Annotated in this window: 9 protein-coding genes; 4 read left to right on the forward strand and 5 right to left on the reverse strand. The window is 62.8% G+C overall.

Translation table 11 applies throughout. From position 1 onward, the window contains the following. Window positions 1-123 precede the first annotated feature (123 nt). Genes GEV02_RS32300 through GEV02_RS32310 form a run of 3 tightly spaced genes read right to left on the reverse strand, consistent with a single transcriptional unit; the run spans window position 124 to window position 4,176 of the window. Window positions 124-1,398 (reverse strand): GMC family oxidoreductase N-terminal domain-containing protein, encoded by a 1,275-nt coding sequence (locus GEV02_RS32300; RefSeq protein WP_152841882.1) that lies wholly within the window; start codon window positions 1,396-1,398, stop codon window positions 124-126. A 1-nt stretch (window position 1,399) separates the two neighbouring features. Next, complete coding sequence (locus GEV02_RS32305) at window positions 1,400-3,475, reverse strand: sensor histidine kinase (protein WP_328595971.1); 2,076 nt, start codon at window positions 3,473-3,475, stop codon at window positions 1,400-1,402. After that, window positions 3,472-4,176 carry a response regulator transcription factor gene (locus GEV02_RS32310; protein ID WP_152841883.1) on the reverse strand — a complete coding sequence of 235 codons (705 nt, stop codon included), beginning with the start codon at window positions 4,174-4,176 and terminating at the stop codon, window positions 3,472-3,474. The genes GEV02_RS32305 and GEV02_RS32310 overlap by 4 nt, the downstream gene beginning before the upstream one ends. 195 nt (window positions 4,177-4,371) lie before the next feature. Between GEV02_RS32310 and GEV02_RS32315 the strand changes: the two genes are divergently transcribed. Both GEV02_RS32315 and GEV02_RS32320 read left to right on the forward strand, forming a co-directional pair. Further along, on the forward strand, window positions 4,372-5,610 hold the full coding sequence (locus GEV02_RS32315) for an SPFH domain-containing protein (RefSeq protein ID WP_152841884.1): 1,239 nt from the start codon (window positions 4,372-4,374) through the stop codon (window positions 5,608-5,610). A 2-nt stretch (window positions 5,611-5,612) separates the two neighbouring features. Beyond that, window positions 5,613-7,022, forward strand: coding sequence for an SH3 domain-containing protein (locus GEV02_RS32320; protein WP_152841885.1), 1,410 nt, complete (start codon window positions 5,613-5,615; stop codon window positions 7,020-7,022). Here GEV02_RS32320 and GEV02_RS32325 read toward each other — a convergent pair. Next, window positions 7,019-9,121, reverse strand: coding sequence for a TonB-dependent receptor family protein (locus GEV02_RS32325; RefSeq protein WP_152841886.1), 2,103 nt, complete (start codon window positions 9,119-9,121; stop codon window positions 7,019-7,021). The genes GEV02_RS32320 and GEV02_RS32325 overlap by 4 nt on opposite strands. 190 nt (window positions 9,122-9,311) lie before the next feature. On the opposite strand from GEV02_RS32325, the gene adh reads away from it, so the two are divergent. Continuing rightward, window positions 9,312-10,832, forward strand: coding sequence for an aldehyde dehydrogenase (gene adh, locus GEV02_RS32330; protein WP_152841887.1), 1,521 nt, complete (start codon window positions 9,312-9,314; stop codon window positions 10,830-10,832). Between the two features lie 2 nt (window positions 10,833-10,834). Then, window positions 10,835-11,206, forward strand: coding sequence for a DUF779 domain-containing protein (locus GEV02_RS32335; RefSeq protein WP_152841888.1), 372 nt, complete (start codon window positions 10,835-10,837; stop codon window positions 11,204-11,206). Here the strand turns inward: GEV02_RS32335 and GEV02_RS32340 are convergent, their stop codons facing one another. Beyond that, window positions 11,207-13,111, reverse strand: a complete 1,905-nt coding sequence (locus tag GEV02_RS32340; RefSeq protein ID WP_152841889.1) for a sigma-54-dependent Fis family transcriptional regulator — start codon at window positions 13,109-13,111, stop codon at window positions 11,207-11,209. Between the last annotated feature and the right edge of the window lie 476 nt (window positions 13,112-13,587).

Below are 13,587 nucleotides of genomic sequence, written 5' to 3' on the forward strand. Positions count from 1 at the left end.
CCGAACAGGACCGTGAAACAACTCTGCGCCGATGATAGTGCTGCAACCAGTGTGAAAGTAGGTTATCGTCAGGCTAGTTATACTAAAAAGCCCACCAGGTGATCCTGGTGGGCTTTTTTTCGTCTATAGAAATTGCCCCAAACGCTTGCCCAGGCACAGCAAGGTCAGCGTAGGTGGCAGACCCCATGGCTGTGGAATGACTGATGCATCGCAGACATACAGGTTTGCAGTGCCGGTTTGCAGCGTGCTGTCCACTCCTTCGCCGAGACGTACGCTGCCGCCGGGATGCGCGGCAAAGTGCCAGCTCTTGAATATCCTCCTTGCGCCGGCGGCGCGCAAAATGCCTCGCGCCATATCAATGCCGGTTGCCAGCTTGCGCCGATCGGCTGCGGTCAGTGTCTTGTCGACCCAGCGCGGCCCGATGCTGCCGCCGATATCGTCGCGTATCTTGACCATCAAAGTCAGCGTTTGTGCATGCGCCATCAACCGGTCCACGCGTCCCACTTGCGCGGCGAAGGCCTGGTACATCGGCTTCGGCAGCGTCATGTCCGCCAATGCGATACCTTCCTGTGGCAGATAGAGGCCGCACGCCATCGGTACTTCGGCGCCGCCATCGATATCGTCCACCTGCCCTATCACGGCCACCACGGGATCGCTGAAAAAGGTACTGCGGGCCGTATGCAAACCTGAACGATGCAGCAAGCGCGGCGTACCGATACCGCCGCCGGCCAGCACCACCTTTGCTGCGAATGCCTGCCACATCGCGCCCTCATGACGGTAACGCACTCCGGTGGCGCGGCCGTTTTCCACAATCACCTGCTCTACCTTGGCTTGCGCGGTCAGTGTCACACCAAGTTGCACCGCCTCGTCGAGGAAATCGCGCGCCGTCCATTTTGCGCCGAAGGGGCAGCCGTAGACGCAGCGCCAGCACCCGGTGCGGCAGATTTGCGGGCGTATCATCTTGTCGAGTTTTTGCCAGCCCAGCTGCTGTGCTTCGGCGCCTTGCCGGATGCGTTGCGCCATCGGGCCGATCAGCGTATCGGGCAGCGGCCCCATTGGCAGCTCAGCGCGCAGCGATTCCAGCGCCGGCCCGAGGTCAATGCCGTGCGCCGCGAACATCGCCAACGGAGGCGGTGCGGCAGTAGCAAAATTGATCGTCGATGTGCCGCCGGCCGCGATTCCACTCACCAGCAGCGAAGCATCGCGATGCAGGAACGCGCTCTTGCCCGGCACGGCTGCGATACCGGCCATCTGCGTCAGCGTTCCTTCCAGCGGAGCAGCGCTGCCTTGCTCCAGTACCAGCACACGCAACTGCCGCCGCGCCAGTTCGCGCGCCACGCTGGCACCGCCCGGCCCACTGCCGACGACGATGACGTCATATGTTGGTGAAGGATGCATGTCAGCCACTGCGCTGTAGATTGAGTATGAAGCATACGCCGTTCGGCTGATTCTGCGCGATGATCGTGCCGCCCATTTTGGCCATATAAGTCCTGGCGACAAACAAGCCTTGGCCGCGATTGCCCTCCGCGCCGGATTCCGGCTGGTCTGAAACCCCGTATTCAAAAATTTTGCCGATCATATCGGCAGTGATCTGCGGCCCTTGATTGTGGATAGCGATAGTCGCTCCCGTATCGCTACCTTCCAGCGTAATGGTGATCGGACTGCCAGGTTGGCGATAACGTTCTGCGTTGCGCAGCACATGGGTGACGACATCTTCCAGTGAATACTCATCGGCGCGCGCGGCCAATGGCGAGGCCGGCCCGAGGAAGACCACACCTTCGATGCCGACACACGATGCATTCTCTGCGACGTTTTGCAGGAAGGCCGTCAAATCAACCTCCGTGACCTGAAGCTCGGAAGATTGAAACGCCTCGCTTGGCGACGCGCGGCCATATAGCACGCGGATCGCCTGCTGCATGCGGTTGATGTAGCGGTGGCTGTCGTCCTTCGGGCTGCCGTGCAAAACCATCAGCGACTGCAGCGGCGACATGATCTCGTGGCCTACCGCATGCCACATGTCGCGCTCCTGCGCGGCGCGGATATTTTCGCGTTCGACGTCTTCCCGCACGCGGCGCAGCAGATCGTGCAGGCCGGTGGCCAGCACGCCTAGTTCATCCGCTCCGCGCAGATCGGCCAGATCGGTTTCCGAAAAACCGCGCGCGGCCTTCACTCGCTCGCCCACATCGTCCGCGCGTTTGATCAGCACCTTGATGCGCCGGATGATGCCGATCTCGATCACCAGCCAGGCCAGCATCAAGGCCGCCAGCATCGCGCCGACAAACCACACCAGCCGGCTGGCCACCACGCTCAGGCTTTTGCTGACGCTGCGGACATCCCCCTTGAGCAGCACCTCATAACTACCAGCAGGCGTGGCGATGACTTCTTTCGCTTCCAGCGGCACATCGTAGGCATCCACCGGAAGATGACGGATCAGCGTCGTCACGAAATGCCAGGACTGATCCTCAGGATCGACCGGCCCGACCAACAACGGCAGCGCGACGCCATCGGCCAGGCGGCGGATCTGCAGGCTCTCGCCAGGCAGCAGCATGGGCTTCAGGTCCGCCAGCGAAAACGCCGGTGCGATCGGGCCGGTGCCGCTGTCGAGCAGCGGAGCGCCATCGCCCGGCGGCAGCACCGCGATGCTGACGTCGATGCGGTCCAGGTCTGCGGGCGGCCAGACGGGGCGACGCTTTTCGAACAATGCATCCTGCAGCACGCCGACCGGCAAACGCAGCGAGAAGAATGCGCTGCGCGTGCAGCTGCTGTCGTCGTCGTCGGCGACGGTGCGGTCGGTGCAGCTCGGGTTCTGCCAGATCCAGCCGCGAAAATCCCTGACCGCCGGCGCCTTCGCGCGCTCCACGTCGGCCGCCGCGAAGCCGGTCAGGCGTCCGCGCATGCCGCCGACACGGTGGCCGGGTGTTTGCGGTTCGGTGCTTTCCTCGAACGGCGCAATCCATTCATAGCTCTGGCCGCGCAGACTGACTTTGACCCGGACGCGGTGCGCCTGATCCACCACTTGGTCGCCGCGTGTGTGCGGGACCAGCTGCGCGCCGTCGAAAGTCCCGGCGACGTAGATGAATCCTCCCGCCCACGGATTGTTACCGATGCCGACGCATAGCGAGCCGTTATTGCTGTACTGCGCCAGGCAACCGGACATCGCCACCGCCTGCTGTACTTTTTGCAGATCGTCGAAATCTAGCGCGGCGAAAGGCAACAGCAGCGGGTGCAGCGCTGCGCGCGCGGCCCCCGGCTGGGGATTCAGCAAAGCCAGTTGTCCGGTCGGATGGCGCAGCGTCGCCGCCACCTGCACGCGGGTCTTCTGAAAACTGCCTTGATAGTTCTTGTAGCTGAGCTGTTTTTCCTGCTGCACCACGGACAGCGCCAGGCCCACCGTGGCCGCCATCAGGAAGACGAAGGCCGCCCGCAGCAGCAGCCGCAGGCGGTAGGGAACGAGACTGAGCCGGCGCCAGTTCACGGTCGTCGGCTTTCTGTGTCGGCCCAGCGGAAGCCGCGCATCGGGATGTTCTCTATGCTGGCGAAGTCCGGATCGATTTCGCGGAAAGCGTCGCGGATAGTGCTGACGTGTTTGCGGATGTTGTCGCGATTACGGCCGCTCTTCACGACTTCGAACAGTTCATCGTATGACACCACTTGACCGCGTCGCGCAAACAGCGCCGCCAGGATGCGCTGCGCCGTCAGCGGCAGATTGATGCGGTGGCCTCGCCAGGTCGGCGTGCGCTGGCGCAGCGGGTCCATGCTCAATTCGTCGTTGGCGGCGGTGGGGGCCGGCTCCTGCTTCTCTTTCACCGAGCGTAGGATTTCCAGGAAGGTTTCGATAAAGTCGGCTTCTTCGAAAGTGGCTTTCTGCAGATAGTCCCAGGCGTCGAGCGCCTTCATGATGCTGCGGTAGATGGTGGCCGGCATGGCCGACACCACCAGCACCGGCGTGGCATGGCGCTTGTTGATGGCGTTGATGATGGCGACGCCCGCATGGCGCTCACGACCAAGCTCGATATCGAGCACCACCAGGTCGTAGCGCTCGCGCGCGATGGCCGCCTCGGCGTCGTCGCGGCTGAACCATTGATCGACGACGATGCCGGGCCGCGCCGACTCTATCCACGCCCGCAGCTGATTACTGGTCGGCAGATCATCCTCGATGACGGCGACTCTGGCCATGCTGTACTCCACTGACTGTCAATGCCAAGAGTATCCACGCTTTTATGGAAAAAGTCATAAACCCGCTGTGAGGATTTCTTCACGCAGACGGAGCATAGCTGGACGGCGGCAGCGTTGATACTTCCGCAGCATCCGGCGCACCATGCGTCTCAGGGATAGGCCCTGAAATCAAACAACCAGGAGAAGGTGAATATCATGGCAGAACGGATCAAGCGGATGGTGCAGGCGGTGCGCGCGACGTTGAGCGGCGGCGCAGGTGCTGCGGTGAACGGCATGCGCCGCAACGGCGCGATGCTGGTGGCGCTGGGTCTGGCCGGCGCCGCCGCCTACGGTCTGGCCACGCATCCACCGATGGCCAAGCTGTCGCCCGGCAGCCTGGGGATCCGCACCAACCAGTTGACCGGTTCCGCCGTCACGGTGCGCGATGGCGCCGTGTTCATGGTGCCCGGCGTGCACGTGCTGCGCCAGGTGTCGCTGCGCGACCAGGTGTACCGCCCGAGCGGCGAGGACAAGGCTCCATTCCAGTCGGTCGAAGGCCTGGCGCTGGGTGTGGACATGTCGGTGCGCTATGCGCTGGATGTGAACCGTGTCGCAGCCATGGCGCAGTCGCTGCCGCCAGATATCAACGGCTCCATCGTCGAACCGGCGGTGCAGGGCGTGATCTACAAGGTGTTCACCCGCTATACGGTGCGCGAGATCTTCTCGACCAAGCGGAGCGAGATCCAGCAGGCGATCGAAGCTGAGCTCAAGCCCAAGCTCGCGGCAGACGGCATCACGCTGCGCGGCATCACCATCGGCAAGATCACGCTGCCGGAGGAGTACCAGGCGGGCATGGAGAAGCTGCTGGCCGAGGAGTTGGAAACGGAGAAGATGCGCTACACGCTGGAGCTGAAGGAGAAGCAGGTCAAACAGACCTCGCTGGAAGCCGATGCGGAAAAGATCCGCCGCGAGAAGGCCGCCGAAGCGGCCGGCAATGAGCAGATCATCGCGGCCAGGGCGCAGGAGCAGGCGATGGCGCATGTGCTGCCGTTTAAGCAGAAGCAGATCGAGCAACGCAAGTTGGAAGCGGAGGCGGAGAAAATGGCGCGTATCAAAACCTCCGAGGGCAATGCGCAGGCACGCGTTATCGAGGCCGCCGGCGAAGCCGATTCGCGCCGCAAGCTGGCGGATGCGGAGGCCTATCGCCAGGAGTTGGTCGGCAAGGTGGCTGCGGCGCAGATGGAGCGCGAGGGCGATCTGATTACCCGTAATCCGCTGCTGATCCAGAAGACCATGGCGGATAAATTGTCGGACAAGGTGTCGGTTATCATAGCGCCGTCGCCGACTGACGGAGGCTTCATCGGTTCGGCGCTGTTGGGCAGCCAGCATGGCAAGCAGCCGCGCATGGCGACGGTCAGTGGCGAAGCTGCGGACAGCGTAAAGGAAGGACAATAATCATGGCGATGATTGCAGCCGCCGTCGTACTGGCGATCGTTACGCAGGACCAGGCCGCGCTGCGGGCGGCGCCCAAGGATTCGGCTCAACAGCAGGCCGTCCTGTGGCAGGGCAACAGCCTGGAGATACGCGGCGAGAAGCAGGACTTCCTGCAGGTCTACGACTACCGTCGCGAGCGCGCCGGCTACATCCGCGCCTCGCAGGTGCGCAAGGTGTCGCTGGCGCCGGCCGATGCGCCGGAACTGCTGTCGGTGGTGCGCTTCCTGCGCGATACGCCGGGAGCGGAGTCGCTGGGCATCAGCTATGCGGCCGCCTATCTGAAGGCGGCGCCTGCGGCGGCGATCACGGCGGAACCGTTCGATGCGCTGGGCACGATGGCCGACCGGCTGGCGCGTCGCGCATCCTCCAAGCAGAGCAAGCAGGGCGATGTCGTCATCGCCGCGCATCTGGAGGCGGCGGCTAACTATGGCGTCGGCATCCGCAGCTTCGAGCGCGAAGGCCGCATGCAGCTGTGCTACGACGGCGAAGCCTTCCGCCGCGTGCTGGCGATGCTGTCCGCGCCGCAGCAGCGCGCGGCCGCCGTGCTGGGGCTGACGCGGCAGGAGTGCGTGGATCCAGCGCTGCGACCCGGCGCGCGCGTGGCACTGGACGAGTGGCGTGCGGAAGTGCTGGAGCGTGTGGATTTGAAAGAGCTGGCGCCGCATCTGCGCAATCGCATCCACATGCGGCGCGCGGCGGTGTGGTCGTCGGTGGCGTTCGCGCGGGCGCGCAAGGGCGAGCCGGCCACGCAGCCTGCCCAGCGCGCGCTGGATGAATTGGGCATGGTTGAACCGGCGGAACTGACCGACGATGACGCGAGTGCCTTCGCCGAGGCGGGCGTACGCGTGGGCAGTGTGCGCTGGGCGGCTGAGACGCCGGCGCTCCCAGGCGCAGGCCTGCGCGTGCTGGCCATCGCCGGACAGCCGGGAGAAACCTGCGTGCTGCTGGTTGACGCCAAACACGACCAGCAGCATGCGCTGGCCCGTCGTTGCAGCTACGGCGTGGTGTGGTCCGCATCGGCGCGCGCGAACACGCAGGGCACGGCGCTGTCGCTGGCGGTGCAGCCGATGGATGGCTGGCGCGAGATGTGGCTGTTCCATCAGACCAGCGCGGGATGGCTGGTCGATGTGCTACCGCCGGCCGCCGCCGATCCCGATATCGGCTATGCCGAATTCGCCGGCTGGGTGCCGGGATCGCTGAATATGCTGGTAGCCCGTGAAGCGCGCGTTGACGGAAAATTCAAACGCAGCTTCGAGCTGGTGGAGATCAATACGCTGGCGACGCTCAAGACCGCCGACAAGCCTTCATCGCTCAGCATGTTCTACCGCTGGCAAGACCCGGCTTGGAAACGCCAGACCGTCAGCCTGCGTTAAAACCGGTACTGCGCGCTGGCGCCCAGCAGCCAGTTGCGCCCCGGCGCGGCTTCGTAGTAACGCTTGTTGGTGTCGCCGACGATTAGCGAGCCGACGTACTGTTTGTCCAGCAGGTTGTTCAGCCGAGCGAACTGCTTGAAGCGCCAGCCACGCCACTGCTGGCTGGCGTTGACGCGTGCATTGAGCACGCTGTAGCCGGGCGCCGGCTGGTCGGCATTGGCGTCTTCCGCATAGATCCTGCTGCTGGCGATTGCTTCGAGCGCGGCGCCATAGCGGCCGTCCCGGTCCTGCCATGCCAGCTCGCCGTAGGCATAGGCGTTGGGGACGCCGGGCAGCCGACTGCCTTCCTGTACCAGGCCAAAGCCCTTGTCGTATACCGCCCGCAAGGTGGTCAGCGCCACGCGGGTGCTCAAGCCTGTGCTCCACGATGAATCGAGTGACAACTCCAGACCCTGGCGCAGCGTGCTACCGGCATTGCGATAGCTGGTGCGCCCGCCGCTGCTGCTGTCGACAACCAGTTCGTCGCTGGTGCGAACCTGAAAAATGGCGGCGTTGACGCGCGTGCGTTCGTTCAGGCGAGTCTTCACACCTGCTTCCAGATGCGTGCTGCGCGCAGCTTGCAGGCCGAAATTGAAACCGCCGCCCACGCCCGAGTAAAACAGTTCATTCAGCGTCGGCGTTTCGAAGCCGCGCGCTGCGCTGGCATACAGATTGAGTTCCGGCGACCAGCGGTATAGCAGTCCCAGTGCCGGTGTGGTGTGGCTGTAATCCAGGCCGCCACTGTCGTTGCCGTTGGCGAGGAAGCGATCATCTACCGAGATCCTGACGCTGCTATTTCGCAGCCCTGCGCTCAGCATCCATGCGCCGGATTGCCACTCGGTCTGGACGTAGGGATCGAAGCTGGACACATTGTCGCTCTCATCGCGCCGCAGCGCACCTTTGACGCCGAACTGCGCGCCGACGAAATTCTCGTATCCCTTGCGGCCGTCGGTGGAGTGGCCGTACTCGATACCCACGGTGGTACTCAGCTTGCCGCCCGCAAGCTGAGTGACGCGCAGCCAGTTCGCGTCCGCACCGTAGAAGTCGCGGTCGAAGTCGACCACGCCGCCGGAATGCGTCGCGGGCGCCTGGAATGCCTTGGAAAACGCTTGGTACTGAACCACCTGGCGATTGCCGCCGTAAGCGGTCAGGCGCAGGCGGTCATCGCCCAGGCGCTGCTCCCAGCTTGCGCCAATCTGCTGGTGGTCTATGCTTTTGCGCGTGTTGTAACGGTCGGCCAGCGTGCGCTTCGGAGACTGGGTATCGGTGGCGTCGATCTCGCCCGCACGCGGATCGCGCTGATAGCTGGACCAGGTCACGCCCAGCGGATCCTGGGTATCGTCCTGGCGCAGCGCGTTGGCGACGATGGAGAGCTTCGCGTCATCTCTTGGCGCCAGCGTCAGTTTGGCATATGCCTGGTCGCGGGTGGCTGCGCTGTGTGCGCGGTAGCCGTCGGTTTCGAAGCGCGACGCATCCAGCACGTAGCCGATGCCAGCCTGCTTGCCCTGCGCGTTGACGTCGGCCTTGCGGCTGCCGTAGCTTCCGGCGGTCAGCGTGGTTTCCAGCGCAGGGGTTCCGTCGCCATCGCGCGTGAACAGTTGGATGACGCCACCGGAGTGGTTGCCATAGATGGCGGAGAACGGCCCGCGCAGTACTTCGATGCGCTCGGCGATATCGAGATTGAAAGTGGCGGCCTGCCCCTGGCCGTCCGGCATGCTGGCGGGGATGCCGTCGGCGATCAGCCGCACACCGCGTACGCCGAACGTGGAACGGGCGCCGAATCCTCGCGATGAAATCTGCAAGTCTTGCGCATAGTTCTGGCGGTTCTGCGCCACCAACCCTGGCACCGCCGCCAGCGCTTCGGATGCGTTGACGCGGGCCTGGCTTGCATGAATGCGGTCGGCATCGACGATATCGATTGCGGCGGGCATGTCGAATACCGTGTGGCCGACGCGGGTGGCGCTGACCACCACGACTTCGGCCGGCTCCCCTGCAGCGGCGGCGAAGCCGGTCACGCACAGCACAGCGGCGGCATGCAAATGAGAAGGGTGAAGCTTCATGTGATCTCCGGTTGAGCAGACACCAATATCAGGAATGGACAACTGTGTCAAAAGTGAACAGTTGTCACAGTCTGGTAGCCCACAAAACCCGGGTTTGCCCGGCATTTCCGCTGGCACGATGTTTGCGAAAAGAGCATGGCGTACTACTCCGCCGCATCGCGGCTCATAACCACAGCAGAAAGAGGATGACATGAATCTTGCAGACATCAGCAAACTGGGCGTCGCCAATCCCTTCAAACAACGCTACGACAATTACATCGGTGGCAAATTCGTCGCGCCGGTGAAGGGTGAGTACTTCGGCAACGTCACGCCGATCACCGGCCAGGTATTTTGCGAAGTGGCGCGCTCCACTGCGGAGGACATCGAGCTGGCGCTGGACGCCGCCCACGCCGCCAAGGACGCATGGGGCAAGACCTCGCCGGCCGAACGCGCCACCATCCTGAACAAGATCGCCGACCGCATGGAGGCCAACCTGGCGCTGATCGCCACGGCCGAGACCATCGACAACGGCAAGCCTATCCGCGAAACCACCGCCGCCGACATCCCGCTGGCGATCGATCACTTCCGCTATTTCGCCGGCTGCATCCGCGCGCAGGAAGGTTCGGTCGCGCAGATCGATTCCGAAACCTATGCCTACCACTTCCATGAGCCGCTGGGCGTGGTCGGCCAGATCATCCCTTGGAACTTCCCTATCCTGATGGCGGTGTGGAAGCTGGCGCCGGCGCTGGCCGCCGGTAACTGCGTGGTGCTGAAACCTGCCGAGCAAACGCCGGCGTCGATCATGGTGCTGCTGGAGCTGATCGCCGACCTGCTGCCTGCCGGTGTACTGAACGTGGTGAACGGCTTTGGCCTGGAAGCAGGCAAGCCGCTAGCCTCCAGCAAGCGTATCGCGAAGATTGCCTTCACCGGCGAGACGGGTACCGGCCGCCTTATTATGCAGTACGCGGCGCAGAACCTGATTCCGGTCACGCTGGAACTGGGCGGCAAATCGCCGAACATCTTCTTCGCCGACGTGATGGATGCGGACGATGCCTTCTTCGACAAGTGCCTGGAAGGCTTTGCGATGTTCGCGTTGAACCAGGGCGAGGTGTGTACCTGCCCATCGCGTGTGCTGATCCAGGAATCGATCTACGAAAAATTCATCGAGCGCGCGCTGGCCCGCGTGGCCGCGATCAAGCAGGGCAATCCACTGGACTCCAGCACCATGCTGGGCGCGCAGGCTTCGCAGGAGCAGCTGGAAAAAATCCTGTCGTATATCGACATCGGCAAACAGGAGGGCGCGGAGCTGCTGGCCGGCGGCGGACGCAATGTGCAGGCGGGCGACATGAAGGACGGCTACTACGTGCGTCCGACCGTGTTCAAGGGCGATAACAAGATGCGCATCTTCCAGGAAGAGATCTTCGGGCCGGTGGTGTCGGTCACGACTTTCAAGGACGAAGCGGATGCGCTGCGCATCGCCAACGATACGCTGTATGGCCTGGGCGCAGGTCTCTGGACGCGTGACGGTTCGCGCGCCTTCCGTGTCGGCCGCGCGATCCAGGCTGGCCGCGTTTGGACCAATTGCTACCACCTGTATCCAGCGCATGCGGCGTTCGGCGGCTACAAGCAGTCCGGCATCGGCCGCGAGAACCACAAGATGATGTTGGACCACTATCAGCAGACCAAGAACCTGTTGGTCAGCTATAGCCCCAACGCCCTGGGCTTCTTCTAGCCATGGGCCACGTCATCGCCCGTGTCACGGCCACGCCGGCGACGCTTGAACTGATCGCCATCCTGCGTGGCCGTCACGGGCCGTTGATGTTCTTCCAGTCCGGCGGCTGCTGCGACGGCAGTGCGCCGATGTGTTATCCGGCGGGAGAGTTCAACATCAGCGATACCGATGTCTATCTCGGTAATCTGGACGGGACGCCGTTCTACATGGGCTGCGAACAGTTCGAGTACTGGGAGCATACGCAGTTGATCATCGATGTCGTCGACGGCAACGGCGGCATGTTCTCGCTCGATAACGGCACGGGCAGGCGCTTCCTGACCCGCTCGCGCCTGTTCACCGACGAAGAGCTGGCCGTGTTGAAGCAATCGGCCTGACTATTTCAGGTTGGGTACTTTGCGGTAGATGGTATTGCGCGATACCCCGAGGGCGCGTGCGGTGGCGGAGACATTGCCACCGTGCGCCGCCAGCGCTTTCAATATCGCCGACTGCTCCATCTCCTCCAGATTGGCGCCGCTGGCGACTGGTTCTTCTTTTGCTGGCGCTTGTTCCATATCGTCGAGGAAGTCGTCCGGCATGTGGCGCAGGCAGATTTCGTGTTCGTCGCCCGCCATCACGGTGGCCGTGCGCAGCAGGTTGGTCAGCTGGCGGAAATTGCCGGGCCAGCGGTGGCGCCGGAACAGCTCCAGCAGCTCGTCCGAGACGCGATAGCGGCCGTTGTTCGATTCGGTCGCCAGGATCTTCTTGACGACGGTCTCCAGGTCGGTACGCTCGCGCAGCGGCGGCAGCTTCACCACCAAGCCATTCAGGCGATAGTACAAGTCCTCGCGGAACAGCCCCTGCGCGATGCGGTTGCGCAGATTGTGATTGGTCGCGCAGATCAGCTCCACGTTCACCGGGATGGATTTGTCGCTGCCCAGTGGCGTTACCGTGCGTTCCTGCAGCACGCGCAGCAGGCGCGCTTGCAGGCTGAATGGCATGTCGCCGATCTCGTCGAGGAACAGCGTGCCGCCGTTCGCCTGCAGGATCTTGCCGACCGCGCCTTTCTTGCGGGCGCCGGTGAACGCACCGTCTTCATAGCCGAATAGTTCGGACTCGATCAGCGTCTCCGGAATCGAGGCGCAGTTGACCGCGACGAAGGGACTCATGGCGCGCGGCGAATCGTTGTGGATCGCTTGCGCCAGCAGCTCCTTGCCGGTGCCGGTTTCGCCCATAATCATGATCGGGATGTCGTGGCCCAGCACACGCGTGACTTTGTCGATCACCAGTTCCAGTTGCGGATCGCCGGTGCGCAGGTAGCGCAGGCCGGACAGGCGCCGCTTGGCCGCAGCCGCCTGGTTGGCGGCGACGGCGCTGGGAGGCTCGGGCGTCAGCGATTGTTGGAACACGGTGTTGGAGAGCCGCAGTTGCGCGCGGCCGGCCACGCGTACGCCGCTGTGCATGCAGAGGTTCAGCAGGCCGGGTGAGGCCGTGCGATAGTGTTCGTACAGCGCCGAGACGGGCAATCCAAACAGGGAGCTGAAGGTGTGCGATTGCAGCTCCCTGAACGACAGGCCCAGTTGGAACAGTCCATTGCGATTGGCGGCGAGGAAGCGGCCACCCGGCGAGAACGAGGCGATACCTTCCATCAGCGTGCCGATAAACTCGGGGCGCGCGTGGAAGTGCAGAGTGATCGCGTCTTCAAAGGTGGATGAGAACAGCTGGTTCTCTATCATCAGCGCCGACATGCGCACCAGTGCCATGGTGTGCTTGTGGAAGCTGCGCTGATCGCCCGAGACATCCAGTACGCCGATGACGTTGCCGAGATGGTCGGTGATCGGCGCGGCGGAGCAGGTGAGGAAGTGGTTGGCCGTCAGGTAGTGCTGGTCGGCGTGGACCAGCACTGCGGCTTGTTCTGCAATCGCTGTGCCGATTGCGTTGGTGCCTTTGCTTTGCTCGGACCAGGCGGCGCCGGGTTGCAGTGCGACGCGGCTGGCTTTCTCAAGGAAGTCATCATCGCCGAGCGAGTGAACGATGACGCCGTTCGCATCGGTGAGGATCACCATGTTGTGGGTGTTGACGATTTGCTGGTACAGCGTCTCCATCGCCGGCACCGCATGTGTATGCAGCAGACGGTTCTTCTCGAACAGCAGCGACAGCTCGGTCTTCGGTGCTGGGCCGAAGTCTACGCAAGAGTCAGGGCGCAAGCCGTACTTCTGCGATCGTTGGTGCGAGGTCTCGATAATCAGCGGCATGCTGTCTTCCCATGCCGTGTTGCGATGTGGCGCGGTCTGGCGTTCCATGTTGTCTCGTCTCCGGGTGGCCGTGTCCGGCTCTGTCAGCTAATGTAGCGCAAACGGAGCGCGAGCGGAAAATAAACCTTGGCAGTTTCACCTTGGCTTTGCTATAGTTCGCCTCCCGCAAAACGACGCATGTAAATGCTGAGTTAGGTGAGAAAAAGAAGAGCTTGACGAGATAAAAGAAACAGTTCATAATCTTGCCTCTTCGCTGATGAACACAACGCTTCTTCAGCAAGCAGTACCGAATAAGTTCTTTAAAAATTAACAGTCGATAAGTGTGGGCGTTTGATGAAAGTGCACAGCAGGCTAGTCCTGCTGATACTTAAAATATCAAATGTTCACAAGAAGTAATTGAAATAGGCGCTACGAAAGTAGTGGCCTGTCAGTATTTTGAGTGAGCGACCCGTCAGCAATGACGGTGGCAGAAATGCCAAATAAACAGAGATTAAACTGAAGAGTTTGATCCTGGCTCAGATTGA

This window comes from Rugamonas aquatica, from assembly GCF_009380215.1.
Lineage (GTDB): Bacteria > Pseudomonadota > Gammaproteobacteria > Burkholderiales > Burkholderiaceae_D > Rugamonas > Rugamonas aquatica_B.

What these genes read in the sequence shown, in the direction of transcription:
- GEV02_RS32300 (WP_152841882.1), bottom strand. Translation starts at nt 1,398, where the DNA reads ATGCATCCTTCACCAACATATGACGTCATCGTCGTCGGCAGTGGGCCG.
- GEV02_RS32310 (WP_152841883.1), bottom strand. Translation starts at nt 4,176, where the DNA reads ATGGCCAGAGTCGCCGTCATCGAGGATGATCTGCCGACCAGTAATCAG.
- GEV02_RS32315 (WP_152841884.1), top strand. Translation starts at nt 4,372, where the DNA reads ATGGCAGAACGGATCAAGCGGATGGTGCAGGCGGTGCGCGCGACGTTG.
- GEV02_RS32320 (WP_152841885.1), top strand. Translation starts at nt 5,613, where the DNA reads ATGGCGATGATTGCAGCCGCCGTCGTACTGGCGATCGTTACGCAGGAC.
- GEV02_RS32325 (WP_152841886.1), bottom strand. Translation starts at nt 9,121, where the DNA reads ATGAAGCTTCACCCTTCTCATTTGCATGCCGCCGCTGTGCTGTGCGTG.
- adh (WP_152841887.1), top strand. Translation starts at nt 9,312, where the DNA reads ATGAATCTTGCAGACATCAGCAAACTGGGCGTCGCCAATCCCTTCAAA.
- GEV02_RS32335 (WP_152841888.1), top strand. Translation starts at nt 10,835, where the DNA reads ATGGGCCACGTCATCGCCCGTGTCACGGCCACGCCGGCGACGCTTGAA.
- GEV02_RS32340 (WP_152841889.1), bottom strand. Translation starts at nt 13,111, where the DNA reads ATGGAACGCCAGACCGCGCCACATCGCAACACGGCATGGGAAGACAGC.